Here is a 13,399-nt window from a genome sequence, read left to right as displayed (position 1 = left end):
GCCGCCCTGGTTGACCTCCACGAGGTGGCCCCAAAAAGTGACGCATGTTCATCTTCCCCCTGGGTGATACCGGCGGTAACGTCCCGGCACCACCCCCGTCGGGAGGAGCTGCCATGCACCGGCGCACCCCACACTTCGCGCTTGCCAGACTGAGAACTCCCCGCAGATTCCCCGGGTTCCTGAAGACCGCATCGGTATGCGTCCTCATTGCCGGTCTTTTGTCACCCTTTTCCCAAGCGGCCGCGGCCGGGACGCCGGCCGGCGGCGCCGCCGGCGTGACCGCCGCGGCCTCGAACGACTACTGCGGCGGCCAGTGCTCCGACATCCTGCCGCCCGGCGAGAACGGCAACGCCACCCTCGCCCAGATCCTCCTCAACCAGGCCTTCGGCACCCAGCCGAGCCACGCCGAGGACCAGCTCGGCCCGTACGCCAACCTGGCCACGGGCTACCCGGCGCTCACCGACGCGAAGATCAACTCCTTCTTCAACGACGCCTCGTTCGGCGTCGCCTCCGGGCAGATCGCCTCCACCGAGAAACCCGCGGGCCGCAGTGACGTGACGATCGTCCGCGACAAGAAGACCGGTGTGCCGCACATCACGGGCACCACCCGCTACGGCACCGAGTTCGGCGCCGGATACGCCGCCGCCCAGGACCGGCTGTGGCTCATGGACGTCTTCCGGCACGTCGGCCGCGGGCAGCTGACCTCCTTCGCCGGCGGCGCGGCCGCCAACCAGGGCCTGGAGCAGGAGTTCTGGCGCAACGCCCCGTACACCGAGGCCGACCTCCAGGCGCAGATCGACCGCGCAGTGGCCGGGAACGGCGCCCGCGGGCAGCAGGCCCTCGCCGACGTGAACGCCTACCTCGACGGCATCAACGCCTACATCGACGCCTCCGACTCCGGCCGCTACTTCCCCGGCGAGTACGTCCTGACCGGCCACAAGGACTCGATCACCAACGCCGGCACCATCGCCCACTTCAAGGTCACCGACCTGGTCGCGCTGGCCTCCGTGGTCGGCGCCCTGTTCGGCTCGGGCGGCGGCGGCGAGGTGGACAACGCGCTGTCCCTGCTGGCCGCCCAGTCCAAGTTCGGCGTCGAGGAGGGCACCAGGATCTGGGAGTCCTTCCGTGAGCGCAACGACCCCGAGGCCGTCCTGACCGTGCACGACGGCAAGAGCTACCCGTACGCGACGAAACCCGACGACCCCAGGGGCCGGGCCCTGCCCGACGCCGGCTCGGCGGCCCAGGAGCCGCTGGTGTACGACCGCACCGGCAGCGCGGCGACCGCGGCCGCGCGGGGCGCCACCTCCTCGGCCGCGAAGAGCGCCCTGACCTCCGCCCGGCGCGGCATGTCCAACGCCCTCGTCGTCGGCGGCGAGCACACCGCGAGCGGGCACCCGGTCGCCGTCTTCGGCCCGCAGACCGGCTACTTCGCGCCCCAGCTGCTGATGCTCCAGGAGATCCAGGGCCCGGGCATCAGCGCCCGCGGGGCCTCCTTCGCCGGCCTGAGCATGTACGTCGAACTCGGCCGCGGCCAGGACTACTCGTGGAGCGCCACGACCTCCGGCCAGGACATCATCGACACCTACGCCGTCGAACTGTGCCAGGACGACTTCCACTACCTGTACCGCGGCACCTGCACCGCCATGGACAAGGTCGAGCAGACCAACTCCTGGAAGCCCACCGTCGCCGACGGAACGGCGGCAGGCTCCTACACCATGCGCGCGTGGCGCACGAAGTACGGCCCGGTCGAATACCGCGCCACCGTCGGCGGCAAGAAGGTCGCCTACACCACCCTGCGCTCCTCCTTCCTGCACGAGGCCGACTCGATCATCGGCTTCCAGATGCTCAACGACCCCGACTTCGTGAAGGGCCCCGAGGACTTCCAGAAGGCCGCGCAGCACATCAACTACACGTTCAACTGGTTCTACGCCGACTCCCGGCACACCGCGTACTACAACAGCGGCGACAACCCGGTGCGGGCGAACGGCGTGGACGCCGAGTTCCCGGTGTGGGCGCAGTCGGCGTACGAGTGGCGGAACTGGAACCCGGGGGTCAACACCGCGGACTACACCCCGCCCTCCGCCCACCCCGCCTCCGTCGACCAGGACTACTACGTCTCCTGGAACAACAAGCAGGCTCTGGACTACGCCGCGGCCTCCTGGGGCAACGGCTCCGTGCACCGCGGCGACCTTCTGGAGGACCGGGTGAGGAAGCTGGTCGCGGCCGGCGGGGTGACCCGTGCCTCACTGGTGAAGGCGATGACGGACGCGGCCGTGGCCGACCTCAGGGCCGAGGACGTGCTGCCGAACCTGCTGAAGGTGATCAACAGCTCGCCGGTGACCGACTCCGCGGCCGCGGCGGCGGTGGGCAGGCTCCAGACATGGCTCTCCGCGGGCGCCAGGCGCACCGAGACCTCGCCGGGCTCCAGGACCTACGCCGACGCCGAGGCCATCCGGATCCTGGACGCCTGGTGGCCGCTGCTGGTGAAGGCCGAGTTCGAACCGGGGCTCGGCAGCGACCTGTACAGCGCCTTCACCGCCAACCTGTCGGTCGACGAGTCCCCGTCGGCCGGGCACGGCCCGACCGGCTCGCACGCCGGAAGCGCCTTCCAGTACGGCTGGTGGAGCTATGTCGACAAGGACATCCGGGCCGTGCTCGGCGAGCCGGTGCAAGGCCCACTGGGCCGGACGTTCTGCGGCGGCGGCAGCCTGAGCACCTGCCGCGACACCTTGATCGGCACCCTGAAGCAGGCGGCGGGAGCGAAGGCGGCCCAGGTCTACCCCGGCGACGACCAGTGCTCCGCGGGTGACCAGTGGTGCGCCGACTCGATCGTCCAGCGCGCCCTGGGCGGCATCAAGCACGGGAAGATCAGCTGGCAGAACCGCCCGACCTTCCAGCAGGTCGTGGAGTACACCGGTCACCGTTAGGTCTTCCGAACCGGCGGCTCGACCGGGGCGGCGGGCCGGTGTCAGCGGACACGGCCCGCCGCCAGCACCACCCGCGCCAGTTCCGGGTGGACGATGTCGCTGTGCGCGCCGGACGGCGGGCCGCCGCGCCTGACCACCTCGGCCGCGTCCACGTTGACGCATCCCGACGCCGGGAAGGGCGTTGCCAGGGCCGCGGAGAGGGTGCACGCGCGCGTGCCGGGCACCGCCTGCACGCCGTCGTGCCCCATCGCACCCCAGGCGGACCCGAGCAGGGCGCCCACGTCGAGGCCGAGCACCGACCGGTCGTCGTCCGCCATCCGCGAGGCCAGCGGATACAGCGTGCCGAGGGCCGTGTCGAAGCGGGAGTAGCAGCACACCAGGGGACCGCCGACACGGCGTTCCCGGCCCCGCAGCACTCCGCCCGCGCGCGGATCGCCCGGCAGCCGGGGCGCGAACGCGTAGTGGGAGAAGGCCCCTTGGAGCAGCGTCACGGACTTCACCGTCCGCACGCCCTCGGGCAGCCCGCTCAGCGCGAACGACACCAGCCGCCCGCCGAAACTGTGGCCCACCAGATGGACCCGCATCCCGGGCGCCGCCTGCGCGAGCCGTCCGAGCACCGGGCCGAGCCCCCGCTCGCCGACCGTGCCCGCGCGCCGCTTCATCGTGTAGTACGTCGCCTGCCGCAGCAGCTCCTTCGCCCCGTCCCACGGGTTCGGCAGCGTGAACGACCGCTGCCCGCCCGGGTCCCCGAGCCCGGCGAGGGCCCCGGCGAACTCGGCGCAGACCTCCGCCGCGGGCCGAGCGAACATCGCCGGCTCGCGCTGCGGCACGCCCTCCGTCACGGTGTCCGCCGCGAAGCGGCCCCACGGCCCCGGCGACACGTCCTCGACCAGCCGCCGCACCAGCCGTCCGAACTCCTCCAGCGCGGCCGGTTCGCGCGCGGGGCCGTCCAGCATCCGCGCGAGCGCGTCGACCACCGCCGCCCGCCCGGGGAAGGTGTCCCGCAGCGCCTTCCGGGTGTCCTTGTCGAGCGCCGCCGACGGCACCGGCCCGGCGGCGGTGGACCGGGGGAAGTCGGGGATGGGCTCGTCGCAGAACCGCATCGACGGCCATACCACCCCGACGTACCCGATCCGGGCCGCCGGGGCGAGCCGCGGGACGGGCGCGAAGAAGCTGCTGTAGAGCCGGGTCGCGCCCGAACGGTCGTTGTTCCAGCCGTGCGCGAAGACGATCAGGTCGCGCACCTCCCGCCGCTCGACTCCGGCGAGCAGCCGGTCCCGCTCGGCGCCGTCCACGTCCCCGTCGGCGTCGAAGGTCAGTTCCCAGTAGGGAGCCACACTGATGTCCGGTACCGCCATGACCGACCCCTTCGTTCCCGGAAGCGGAGCGATGTGTCGCGCATCGTCCTGCCAACGGGCCGGGCCGGCCAGGGGTCACGGCCCGTCAGTAGAGGAGGTATTCCTTCCGGGTCTTCCGGAACGCGGCCAGCTCCTGCCGCCAGGCCGCCACCACCTCGTCGGTGTCCGCCCCGGCGTCGATCATCGTGCGCACCTGGGTGGAACCGGTGAGCTTGTCGATCCAGTTGTCCGAGCGCCAGGCGAACCCGCTCCAGACCCGCTTGGCGGTCACGAGCAGCGCGATCCCGGTCCGCACCGGATCGAAGGCGTCCCGGTTGTGCACGTGGATCTGCACCCCGCCGACGGTCGTGTTCTGGAACTTGGAGAAGGTGGGCGCGAAGTACGCCTCCCGGAAGTGCACGCCGGGCAGGCGCAGCGCGTTGGCCGCGGCCGCCCAGCGCCCGTCGACGCCCGCCGCGCCCAGCAGCTCGAAGGGGCGGGTGGTGCCCCGTCCCTCCGACAGGTTGGTGCCCTCGAACAGGCACGTTCCGGAGTAGACCAGGGCGGTGTCGGGCGTCGGCATGTTCGGGCTCGGCGGCACCCAGGGCAGCCCGGAGGCGTCGTAGAAGTCCGACCGCCTCCAGCCGGTCATCAGGACGGTCTCCAGCGGAACCGGCGTGGTCAGGAACTCGCCGTTGAACAGCCGCGCCAGCTCGGCGACGGTCATGCCGTGCGCCTGCGCGATCGCCTTCCGCCCGACGAAGGTCGCGAACTCCGGGTGCATCACCGGCCCCAGGGCCTCCCGGCCGGTCATCGGGTTGGGCCGGTCGAGCACCACGAACCGCTTGCCGGCGAGGGCCGCGGCCTCCATGCAGTCGTAGAGCGTCCAGATGTAGGTGTAGAAGCGGGCGCCCGCGTCCTGGATGTCGAAGACGACCGTGTCCACGCCGGAGGCCGTGAAGACGTCGGCGAGCGGCTGCCCGCTCTTGAGGTACGTGTCGTACACCGGCAGCCCGGTGGCCGGGTCGTCGTAGCGGCCCTCCGAGCCGCCCGCCTGCGCGGTGCCGCGGAAGCCGTGCTCGGGGCCGAAGACGGCCACCAGGTCCACCCGGCGGTCGGCGTGCATCACGTCCACGATGTGCCGCACGTCCCGGGTGATGCCGGTCGGGTTGGTGACGATCCCGACCCGCTGCCCGCGCAGCGAGGCGTAGCCCTCGGCGTCGAGGCACTCGAAACCGGTGCGCAGCGGGCGGTTGCCCCCGGGGGCGGCCTGGGCCGGGGCCGCCACGGCTCCGGAGGCCGCCGCGGCGGCGGTGGTGGCGAGCAGGCTCCGTCTGGACAGCTTCATACAGTGACCTCCGTGATCGCGGCGGGTGTCATGTTCACGCACGCTAGCCTGCGCCCGTCCGTCAGGGAACGGAGCGGACGGCGCCTCCTGCGGAACATGCCTTCCTGCACCACATACCGACTGGTTAGTCTGAGGCGGCGGAGTCGAGTCGATCCGTGTCGTGTCGGAGCCATGCCGAAGGAGACCGATGGTGCAAGCCGTGCAGGGTGCGGGAGTGGTCGTCACCGGGGCCGGGGGCGGAATCGGCGCCGCGCTGGCCCGCCGGTTCGCCGCCGAGGGCGCCCGGGTCGTCGTCAACGACCTCGACGCCGACCGGGCCGCGTCCGTGGCCGGGGAGATCGGCGGCATCGCGGTCCCGGGCGACGCCTCCGAGGCCGTCGCCGCGGCCCGTGACGCGCTCGGTGGCACGGTCGACGTCTACTGCGCCAACGCGGGCCTCGGCTCGGGCGGTTCGGAGGCGGCCGGCGAGCAGGTGTGGGCACAGGCCTGGGACGTCAACGTCATGGCCCATGTCCGCGCCGCCGAGGCGCTGCTCCCCGGCTGGCTGGAACGCGGCAGCGGCCGGTTCGTCTCCACCGTGTCCGCGGCCGGGCTGCTCACCATGATCGGCGCGGCTCCGTACAGCGTCACCAAGCACGGCGCGTACGCCTTCGCCGAGTGGCTGTCGCTGACCTACCGCCACCGCGGGATCAAGGTGCACGCGATCTGCCCGCAGGGCGTGCGCACCGACATGCTGGCCGCCACCGGCAGCGCCGGCGACCTGGTGCTCCAGCCCACCGCGATCGAGCCGGAGGACGTGGCCGACGCCCTGCTCGAGGGCATCGCCGAGGGCCGCTTCCTGATCCTGCCGCACCCCGAGGTCGCCGGGTTCTACCGGGCCCGGGCCGCCGACCCCGACCGCTGGCTGACGAACATGAACCACATCCAGCGGACATGGGAGGAGACCCGCTGACGCCGGGGGCGGGGCGACCGGGGCCGACCGAGATCCTGCCGGACTTGCCGAGGACGGCAAATGGGAAGATCCTCCGTCGGGAACTGCGTTCCCCTAGGCAGCACAGCGAGCAGGAACACGGAAGGCAGGTGGCGGCAGGTGCCCAGGACGACGGACTCAGGCGGTACTCCGGTGACGCAGCGGCTCCTGGCCGCCGCCACCCGGCTCTTCGCCGAGCAGGGCTACGACCGCACCTCGGTGCAGGAGATCGTCGAGGCGGCCGGCGTCACCAAAGGGGCGCTCTACCACTACTTCGGCTCCAAGGACGACCTCCTGCACGAGGTGTACGCGCGCGTGCTGCGCGTCCAGCAGGAGCGCCTCGACGCCTTCGCGGACGCCGACGAACCGGTCGAGAAACGGCTGCGGGACGCGGCGGCGGACGTGGTGGTCACCACCATCGAGAACCTCGACGACGCCATGATCTTCTTCCGCTCGATGCACCATCTCAGTCCGGAGAAGAACAAGCAGGTGCGCGCCGAGCGCCGGCGCTACCACGAACGCTTCCGCGCGCTCATCGAAGAGGGCCAGCGGGCCGGCGTCTTCTCCACGGCGACCCCTGCGGACCTGGTGGTCGACTACCACTTCGGCTCCGTCCACCACCTGTCGACCTGGTACCGGCCCGACGGCCCGATGGGTCCCCAGCAGGTCGCCGACCACCTGGCCGACCTGCTGCTGCGGGCGCTGCGGCCGTAGCGCGTTCGTACGCCCGGCCCGCGTCCGAGCGGATGCTGGGGGGCGGCTCCGCCGTGCCGACGCCGGGGCCGGTTCACCCCCGTGACCGGTGCGCCTTCAGCCGTTCGTAGGCGGCCAGGCCGTCCGGTACCCACTCCCACTCGCCCAGGCGGCGTTCCACCTCGTCCTCGGGCAGGAAGTCGTGCCAGGCGACCTCCTCGGCCTGCGGCCGCACCGGCAGGTCGCAGCGGACCTGGTAGACCGCCGACCACCAGGTGCGGCCGGCGCCGTCGTCGTACAGGAACTTGAAGAGGTACTCGGGGCGGGGCAGTCCCGTCACCCCCAGTTCCTCCTCGGCCTCGCGCAGGGCCGCGTCGTCGTAGGCCTCGCCCGCGCCGACCACCCCGCCGACGAACATGTCGTGGAGGGAGGGGAAGACCAGCTTGGTGGAGGTGCGCCGGTGGACGAAGAGGCGGCCCTCCGCGTCCCGGGCCTGGACGAAGACGCAGCGGTGGCGCAGCCCCTTGGCGTACGCCTCGCCGCGCGGGCACCGCCCGACGACCCGGTCCTGTTCGTCGACGATGTCGAGGATCTCGTCTTCAGCGCTCATGCCGCCATCCAAGCAGGCCGCCGTGCCGGCAGGCCGCCGTCCGGGTGGGTGGCCGTCACCGTCCGCGTGGCCGCTGGCCGGGTCCGGCTCAGCGTGGTTGCAGGTCGTGCTTCCGCTCGGGCACCGCCGCCCCGTACGGCATCGCCGGGTGCAGGCCGAGCAGGACGATGCCCGCCACGATCGCCGCGAGGCCCGACGCCTCCCAGGCCAGCGCCCCGGTGTCGGTGCGCAGCCGGTCGCCGAGGAAGCCCACCCCGCAGACGATCCCGGCCAGCGGCTCGGCCGCGGTCAGGGCCGGCAGGGACATGCGCAGTGGCGCCGTCTCGAACGCGCTCTGCACCAGGATCAGCCCGGTGACGCCGATCACCAGCAGGCCGTACGGCTGCCAGCCGGTGAACAGCTCCGTCCAGCCGCCCGCCGAGAACCGCAGCCCGCTCACCCGGGTCAGCGCGTCCTGCACGCCGTAGAGCAGCCCGGCGGCCACCGCCAGCAGGACCGGTCCCCAGCTCAGCCGCGAGCGCTTGGCGTACGCCGTCAGCAGCAGGGCCACGCCCACCATCACGCCGATGATCAGCCAGTGCCGCAGCGGGTCGGTGACGGCGCTGCCGGCACGTGGCCGGCCCGCCACGATGAACGCGGTCACGCCCCCGGCCAGCAGGGCGAGCCCCGCCCAGCCCTGGCGGCCCAGCGGCTGCCTGGTCTGCCGTCGGGACAGGGCGAGGGCGAACAGCAGGTTCGTGGCCAGCAGCGGCTCCACCAGCGAGATCTCGCCCCGGCCCAGGGCGAAGGCGCCCAGCACCATGCCGCCGATCATCAGCCCCAGACCGCCCAGCCAGCGCGGCACCTTCATCAGGTCCAGCAGCAGCCGGGGCGAGAGGAAGTCGCCGAGTGGTGCCCGCTGGGCCGCGTTCTGCTGGAGCACGAAACCGACGCCCAGGCAGCAGGCGGCGCTCACGGCGAGAATCACAACCAGAACCGACACGCTGCGTACCTCGATCATCCGGCCGGGCCACGGGGTGCGTAGTGGCCGACTGTAGCGTCCCGGGGTCCGGCCCGCTGCCGGGATGACCCGGATTTCGGGCGGTCCGTCCGGTCACGGTGCCCCGCGGTCGGGGGAGATGGCGCGCCCCCGGGCCATGGTGGGACCCGCGGCATCGCCGCGCCATGGCGTACGCCACAGGAGTGATCCTCGCGCGGGACGGGCCGCCGTACCGCCCCGGCGACCGGACATCTCCACAAGTACCTCCTGTGTAAGGGCAGTTGACGCGTGTAACGCGAGGGTGACCCTTGACGGAGCGCATTGGCTGGGGGTTTGCTGTCCGTGATCAGCCGATGGCAAGCCGATGACCGACGAGCAGGCCGAGGCCGGTGGGCCGAACGGGGGGCCGCTCCCGGGGCGTACCGGGCCACGAAACAAAGAGCGCGTGAGGAAGTCCCGCGGTGTCCCCACCCCCGCCTCCCCTCGGACGCGGCCGCAAGCGAGCGGCCCAGGCCTTCGACACCGCTCTCGACGACACCGAACTCCGTGACGCGCGCATGGCGTTGGCGCAGGGCCGGTGGCAGGCGGTGCGCTCGCTGCTCGTGCGCACCAACGACGACTGGGACCGCCGGGGACATCGCGTCACCGTCCTCGCCGAGGAGTCCCACACCGTGGCCTGGACCCGTGACTGGCTGCTCGCCGAGCCCGAATCCGCCGACGCCTCCGTCCTGCTCGGCATGTCCCTGGTGCAGGGTGCCCTGTGCGGCAGGGAGAAGCCCGACCGGGCCCGCGAGGCCTGCCGTGCGGCGGCGGAGCTGGCGCCCGAGGACCCCACGCCGTGGCTCGGCCTGCTCCTGCTGGAGCGGGGCCTGGGCGACGAGGAGGAGGTGGTCCGCCTCTTCGACAAGGTCCACCACCGCCACCCCGACCACCACCACGCCCACCACCTGATGGTGGCCCAGCTGGCCGAGCGGCACGCCGACGCCGGCCCGGATCCTCTGCACGAGGTCTACGACTTCGCCAACTGGGCCGCCGAGCGGGCGCCCGCCGACTCGCCGCTGGCCATGCTCCCGGTGGTCGCGCACGCCGAGCGCTACCGCGTCCTGGCCGGCGCCGGCCACGCACAGGCCGACCCGGCCGCGTCCGGGCACTGGACCGGCCGCCGGGCCCGCCAGGTGATGAAGGCCGCCTTCGACTGGTGGCTGGAGTGGGAGCAGGAGGGCCATCCCCGCCGCCTGGTCGATCTGAACTTCCTCGCCCACGCCAAGCACTGCGAGGGCCGGGGTGCCGAGGCCGCCGCCCTGTTCCACCGCATCGGCGACCATCCCACCCAGGCGCCGTGGGCGTACCCCGACCGAGATCCGTACACCGCCTTCCGCATCGCGCGCGCCGGCGCGCTCGGTGCGGTGTAGTGCCCCGCAACCCCGTACGCACCACGACCCCGACGCCCGAAAGGACGAACCCCCGATGACGACGGGCAGTTCGAGCACGAGCAGAACCACCACCGCCGACGGCGGCGGCATCAGCACGTTCAAGGGACAGGAGCGCGCCCTGCGCGCCGACCGCCTCGGCACGGGGGGTCTGCTGCTCTCCGTGCTCGCGGCGACCGCCCCCCTCATGGTGGTCGCGGGTGTCATGCCCACCACATTCGCGGTGATGGGGATCGTCGGACAGCCACTGCTCTTCGTGGTCCTCGGCACCGTGCTGATCCTCTTCAGCTTCGGGTACGCCGAGATGAGCCGCCACGTCCACAACGCGGGCGCCTTCTACGCCTACATCTCCCGGGGCCTCGGCGGCACGGCGGGCGCCGGCGCGGCGCTCGTCGCCCTCGTCGCCTACAACGCGCTCCAGGCCGGCATCTACGGGATCTTCGGCTTCGAGGTCTCCAACCTGTTCGCCACCTACGCCGACGTCACCGTCGCCTGGTGGATCCCCGCGCTCGCGGCCGCGGCCGTCGTCGGCGCGCTCGGCTGGCTGAAGATCGACGTCAACGCGCGCGTGCTCGGCGTGCTGCTGGTCATCGAGGTCGTACTCGTCGTGATCTTCGACGTGGCGGCGATCGCCGACCCCGCCAAGGAGGGCCTGTCCCTGCACGCCTTCAACCCGGACACCCTCGCCGGCGCCGGCATCGGCACCGCGCTGTGCTTCTGCATCGCGGCCTTCCTCGGCTTCGAGCAGGCCCCGGTGTACGCGGAGGAGACCAGCCGCCCGCACGTCCTGGTCCCGCGCGTGATGTTCCTCGCCGTCGCCGGCGTCGCCGTCTTCTTCGCGGTCAGCAGCTGGGCCCTCACCGTCGCCACCGGCCCCTCGGCGATCATCGGCACGGCGCAGAAGGAGAGCGCCGGGCTGCTGTTCACCCTGACCGAGTCGCGGCTCGGCGGCACCTTCACCGACGTCCTGCACGTCCTGTTCGTCACCGGCATGTTCGCGGCCATGCTGAGCTTCCACAACGTCGTCGCCCGGTACGCCTTCGCCATGGGCCGCGAGGGCCTGCTGCCGGCCGCCTTCGGGCGCACGTCCAGCTCCAGCGGCGCGCCCGCGACCGGATCCCTCTCGCAGACCGTCGTCTCACTGGTCATCGTGATCGCCTTCGCCGTCACCGACGACAAGCCGACCGGCGACCCGACCGCGCCCGTGCTGCACCTGTTCACCTGGTTCGGCAACCTCGGCGCGCTCGGCGTGATCGTGCTGATGGCGGCCGCCAGCGTCTCGGTGATCGTCTTCTTCGTGCGGCGCGGCGCGGCGGCCGCGCAGGCCTGGCGGCTGGTCACCTCGGCCGTGGCGGGCCTGGCCCTGCTGGTGATCGCCACCTACACCGTCAAGGACTTCGACGTCCTGGTCGACGCCGGCCCCGGCTCGGCCCTGAGCCGGGTGCTGCCCGGCATCATCGGCCTCGCCCTCGTCGTCGGCCTGGTCCAGGGCGCCGTACTGCGCTCCCGCAGGCCGGAGGCACACGCCCGCATCGGACTGGGCAACGAGGCCTTCCAACTGGAGAAGGCCGCGGAGGCGGCGGAGACCTCGGAGGCGGCGCCCTGAGCCCCGGGTACGGGAAACAGTGACGGAAGTCTGACGGGCACCCGCGATCCCTGGCCCGCACGGGGGCGCGGGTGTTCGAATGAAGGCGTGAACCCCGAACTCCCCGACGAGGAGGGACGGTCCGAGGAGGAAGGCCGCCCCATGGGCCGCCGTATCTTCCTCGCCACCCTCGGCCTCGGTGCCCTCGGCGTTGCCACCGCGCCCAGGCTGCAACGCGGCATGGAGGGCCTCCTCGGCGCGGTGTCCGGCAAGGACCCCACCGGCCTGACCGGGCTGCTGCCGAACGGCGGCGGCTTCCGCTACTACTCGGTCGCCGCCTCGGTCCCGCACGAGGACGCCACGGACTACCGCCTCACCGTCGACGGCCTCGTCGACCACCCCGCCGCCTACACGCTGGCCGACCTCAGGGCCATGCCCCGCACCCGCATGGTCCGCGACGTCCAGTGCGTCACCGGCTGGCGGGTGCCCGGCACACTCTTCGAGGGCGTACGGCTCTCCCGGCTGCTCGACGCGGCCGGAGTGCGGGCGGGCGCCAGAGCCGTCCGCTTCACCTGCTTCGACGGCACCTACACCGAGAGCCTCACCCTTGCCCAGGCCCGCCGCCCCGACGTGCTGGTCGCGCTGCGCATGCAGGACAAGGACCTGACCCACGCGCACGGCGGGCCGGTCCGCCTGTACGTGGCCCCCATGTACTTCTACAAGTCGGCCAAGTGGCTCTCCGGCATCACCGTCACCGACCGCGTCGAGCCCGGCTACTGGGAGAAGCTCGGCTACGACGTCGACGCCTGGGTCGGCCGTTCGAACGGACGCACCGATGTCCCTACGAGCTGACACCCCGGCCCCGCCCGGCACCCGCGTCCGCCGCTTCACGCGGGCCGAGCGGTGGGTGCACCGGACCACGGCCGCGCTCATGGGCGTGTGCGTGGTGACGGCGGCCTGCCTCTACATCCCCCAGCTCGCCGAACTGGTCGGCCGCCGCGAACTGGTGGTCCGCGTCCACGAGTGCGCGGGCCTCGCCCTGCCCGTACCGGTCCTGCTGGGCCTGGCCTCCCGCGCCTTCCGCGCCGACCTGCGTCGTCTCAACCGCTTCGGCCGGCACGACCGGGTCTGGCTGCGCGCCGCCCTGCGCCGCGACCGCCGGCCCGCCTCCCGCCCGGCCGGAAAGTTCAACGCCGGACAGAAGGTCTACGCCGCCTGGATCGCCGGCGCCGGCCTGGTCATGCTCGGCACGGGCCTGCTGATGTGGTTCACCCACCTCACCCCGGTGGCCTGGCGCACCAGCGCGACCTTCGTCCACGACTGGCTCGCCCTGACCATCGGCGTCGTCCTGGCCGGCCACATCGGCATGGCCCTGGGCGACCCGGAGGCCCGCCGCGGCCTGCGCACCGGCCTGGTGACCCGCGACGACCGAACCCATCGAGGGTTCCGAAGAACTGAACACTCCCAGCGACACCCTGCCGCCGCGTCGTCGGCGCCGTGCCGCGTCCCGCCCGGCGGGT

11 protein-coding genes are annotated in these 13,399 nt (G+C 72.6%); 7 read left to right on the top strand and 4 right to left on the bottom strand.

The genetic code is table 11. The annotated features are described in order from the left end of the window. Positions 1-113 precede the first annotated feature (113 nt). Positions 114-2,927, top strand: a complete 2,814-nt coding sequence (locus tag ABZ818_RS20990) for a penicillin acylase family protein (RefSeq protein WP_361416448.1) — start codon at positions 114-116, stop codon at positions 2,925-2,927. Positions 2,928-2,968: 41 nt separating this feature from the next. On the opposite strand, the gene ABZ818_RS20985 is transcribed toward ABZ818_RS20990, so the two are convergent. Both ABZ818_RS20985 and ABZ818_RS20980 read right to left on the bottom strand, forming a co-directional pair. After that, positions 2,969-4,285, bottom strand: coding sequence for a serine-threonine protein kinase (locus ABZ818_RS20985; protein WP_361416445.1), 1,317 nt, complete (start codon positions 4,283-4,285; stop codon positions 2,969-2,971). An 85-nt stretch (positions 4,286-4,370) separates the two neighbouring features. Next, complete coding sequence (locus tag ABZ818_RS20980) at positions 4,371-5,612, bottom strand: DUF1343 domain-containing protein (RefSeq protein WP_361416442.1); 1,242 nt, start codon at positions 5,610-5,612, stop codon at positions 4,371-4,373. Between the two features lie 187 nt (positions 5,613-5,799). Between ABZ818_RS20980 and ABZ818_RS20975 the strand changes: the two genes are divergently transcribed. Both ABZ818_RS20975 and ABZ818_RS20970 read left to right on the top strand, forming a co-directional pair. Next, a complete protein-coding gene (locus ABZ818_RS20975) occupies positions 5,800-6,564 on the top strand; it encodes an SDR family oxidoreductase (protein ID WP_361416439.1) in 765 nt (254 codons plus the stop codon). 138 nt (positions 6,565-6,702) lie between these two features. Beyond that, positions 6,703-7,296: a TetR/AcrR family transcriptional regulator gene (locus ABZ818_RS20970; RefSeq protein WP_361416436.1), complete on the top strand. Its 594-nt coding sequence runs from the start codon at positions 6,703-6,705 to the stop codon at positions 7,294-7,296. Positions 7,297-7,369: 73 nt separating this feature from the next. Here ABZ818_RS20970 and ABZ818_RS20965 read toward each other — a convergent pair whose 3' ends face one another. Both ABZ818_RS20965 and ABZ818_RS20960 read right to left on the bottom strand, forming a co-directional pair. Beyond that, on the bottom strand, positions 7,370-7,885 hold the full coding sequence (locus ABZ818_RS20965; protein ID WP_361416433.1) for an NUDIX domain-containing protein: 516 nt from the start codon (positions 7,883-7,885) through the stop codon (positions 7,370-7,372). A gap of 88 nt (positions 7,886-7,973) precedes the next feature. Beyond that, positions 7,974-8,867, bottom strand: a complete 894-nt coding sequence (locus ABZ818_RS20960; RefSeq protein ID WP_361416430.1) for a DMT family transporter — start codon at positions 8,865-8,867, stop codon at positions 7,974-7,976. Between the two features lie 458 nt (positions 8,868-9,325). On the opposite strand from ABZ818_RS20960, the gene ABZ818_RS20955 reads away from it, so the two are divergent. From ABZ818_RS20955 to ABZ818_RS20940, 4 genes are all read left to right on the top strand, one after another. Further along, positions 9,326-10,276 (top strand): hypothetical protein, encoded by a 951-nt coding sequence (locus tag ABZ818_RS20955; protein WP_361416427.1) that lies wholly within the window; start codon positions 9,326-9,328, stop codon positions 10,274-10,276. Positions 10,277-10,331: 55 nt separating this feature from the next. Beyond that, positions 10,332-11,900 (top strand): APC family permease, encoded by a 1,569-nt coding sequence (locus ABZ818_RS20950; RefSeq protein WP_361416424.1) that lies wholly within the window; start codon positions 10,332-10,334, stop codon positions 11,898-11,900. A 141-nt stretch (positions 11,901-12,041) separates the two neighbouring features. After that, on the top strand, positions 12,042-12,731 hold the full coding sequence (locus ABZ818_RS20945; protein ID WP_361416718.1) for a molybdopterin-dependent oxidoreductase: 690 nt from the start codon (positions 12,042-12,044) through the stop codon (positions 12,729-12,731). Further along, positions 12,715-13,399, top strand: a 685-nt coding sequence (locus ABZ818_RS20940; RefSeq protein WP_361416421.1) for a cytochrome b/b6 domain-containing protein, incomplete at its 3' end; no start/stop codon positions are given. The genes ABZ818_RS20945 and ABZ818_RS20940, both read left to right, overlap by 17 nt.

Origin of the sequence: Streptomyces sp. NPDC047453 (assembly GCF_040643155.1) — a bacterium.
Classification (GTDB): Bacteria; Actinomycetota; Actinomycetes; order Streptomycetales; family Streptomycetaceae; genus Streptomyces.
The sequence above is the reverse complement of the archived record's forward strand: the minus strand, read 5'-3'. Positions and strand labels throughout refer to the sequence as shown.

Bases quoted from the DNA above. Each gene is read 5' to 3' on its own strand.
- ABZ818_RS20945 (WP_361416718.1), top strand. From the start codon at position 12,042: ATGGGCCGCCGTATCTTCCTCGCCACCCTCGGCCTCGGTGCCCTCGGC.
- ABZ818_RS20950 (WP_361416424.1), top strand. From the start codon at position 10,332: ATGACGACGGGCAGTTCGAGCACGAGCAGAACCACCACCGCCGACGGC.
- ABZ818_RS20980 (WP_361416442.1), bottom strand. From the start codon at position 5,612: ATGAAGCTGTCCAGACGGAGCCTGCTCGCCACCACCGCCGCCGCGGCG.
- ABZ818_RS20990 (WP_361416448.1), top strand. From the start codon at position 114: ATGCACCGGCGCACCCCACACTTCGCGCTTGCCAGACTGAGAACTCCC.
- ABZ818_RS20975 (WP_361416439.1), top strand. From the start codon at position 5,800: ATGGTGCAAGCCGTGCAGGGTGCGGGAGTGGTCGTCACCGGGGCCGGG.
- ABZ818_RS20965 (WP_361416433.1), bottom strand. From the start codon at position 7,885: ATGAGCGCTGAAGACGAGATCCTCGACATCGTCGACGAACAGGACCGG.
- ABZ818_RS20985 (WP_361416445.1), bottom strand. From the start codon at position 4,285: ATGGCGGTACCGGACATCAGTGTGGCTCCCTACTGGGAACTGACCTTC.